Consider the following 1,453-nt stretch of genomic DNA (forward strand, 5'->3'; position numbering starts at 1 on the left):
TGTAATCGATGGACTCGCCCCCGCCGAGGCATCACAGTGCCACGGTGGCGTTCATAAAAGCCAACGGCAGCGAGGGCGAGACCATGAAAAAGCATAGTTCGAAGCACGATCCCCTGTCTTCCACTGATGTGGCGCTTTGCACAACCCTCTGCGTAGACCTGGCCAAACAGGTTTTCCAGTTAGCAGGCGAGGATGCTACCGGTCGGGTGATCTACGAAGATCGCATCAAATCCCGTCAAAACTTCCATGATTTTTTAATCAAGCTGCCAGTGACGGTGACTGTCTTAATGGAGTGCGGTCCAGGTGCGCAAGCCTGGGCCAGACTACTGCAGGCCAAGGGTAATCCGGTTCGGATCCTGCCTGCGCAACGCGTTGCCGAACACCGCAGCGGCGCGAAGAACGACCGTAACGACACCCATGCCATTTTGCGTGCCGGTCGCGATACCAGTATTGCCTCAATCCCGATCAAGAGTATTACAGCACTGGCTATTCAAGCGCTGCACCGTGTCCGGCGCGGCAACATCAAGCGGCATACAGCGCTGGGCAATCAGATGCGTGGCCTGCTGCTAGAGCATGGCGTCTCCATGCCTCAAGGCGATGCGGCGATCAATACGCATGTGCCACGGGCTCTTGAAGATGCCTCTTTACCTCTGCCGGACTTGTTGCGCGAGTTGCTCGATGAACTGCTGACTGACTGGCTCTCTCTGGGTGAACGCATTGCGACGCTGAGTAGGCGGCTTGAAGCGACAGCTCAGGAGGATGAGGTCGCACAGCGGCTGATCACCATTCGTGGCGTGGGCCCAATCATTGCCACGGCGATCGTGGCGAAACAGACCGAGCCTAGCCGCTTCGCCAGTGGCCGAATGTATTCCGCCTTCTTCGGTATCGTGCCCGACCAGCACAGCAGCGGAAACAAAATCAGGCTGGGCAGGATGAGCAAGCGAGGTGATGGCTACATACGCAGCCTGATGATTCAGGGGGCGCATGCTGTCTTGAGTCAGCTAAGGCCTGATTCCGATCAGCCAGACGATCACCGCCTTTTGCGCTGGCTATCCCGCCTTGGACGCAAGGAGGCGGCGATCAGACTGGCTAATCGAAATCTGCGCATTATCTGGGCCTTGTTGCAGAGCGATCAGGTATACCAGCGCAAACCGAACAGCAACTCGGAGGCAGCTATGAGCCTCTGATCAACCGAGCAATGCCACCGGGGCGCCGAGCGCTCCAACCCCTGCTAGTGAACATTGACCCCTGGTAAGACCGTCGCAGACAGATGCCTCTGCTCCTACAGGCCCGATGTAATGGCCTCAATGTAAACGGCACGCTGCGAGCTCACCACGATGTTGGCCAGAAGCAAAAAGCTTCCTCGAATAGGCCTGATACATAGATGCAACCGGGTTCCTAAGTTCAAAAGCAGCTAGACAGTGTGGGCGAGTCCATACATAGGAGCAGCCTT

Annotated in this window: 1 protein-coding gene; it reads left to right on the forward strand. The window is 57.0% G+C overall.

The genetic code is table 11. The annotated features are described in order from the left end of the window. Window positions 1-128 precede the first annotated feature (128 nt). Window positions 129-1,187: an IS110 family transposase gene (locus GIB19_RS28050; protein WP_274888847.1), complete on the forward strand. Its 1,059-nt coding sequence runs from the start codon at window positions 129-131 to the stop codon at window positions 1,185-1,187. Window positions 1,188-1,453: the final 266 nt, after the last annotated feature.

Origin of the sequence: Pseudomonas sp. ITEM 17296, from assembly GCF_028895205.1 — a bacterium.
Taxonomy (GTDB): Bacteria; Pseudomonadota; Gammaproteobacteria; order Pseudomonadales; family Pseudomonadaceae; genus Aquipseudomonas; species Aquipseudomonas kermanshahensis.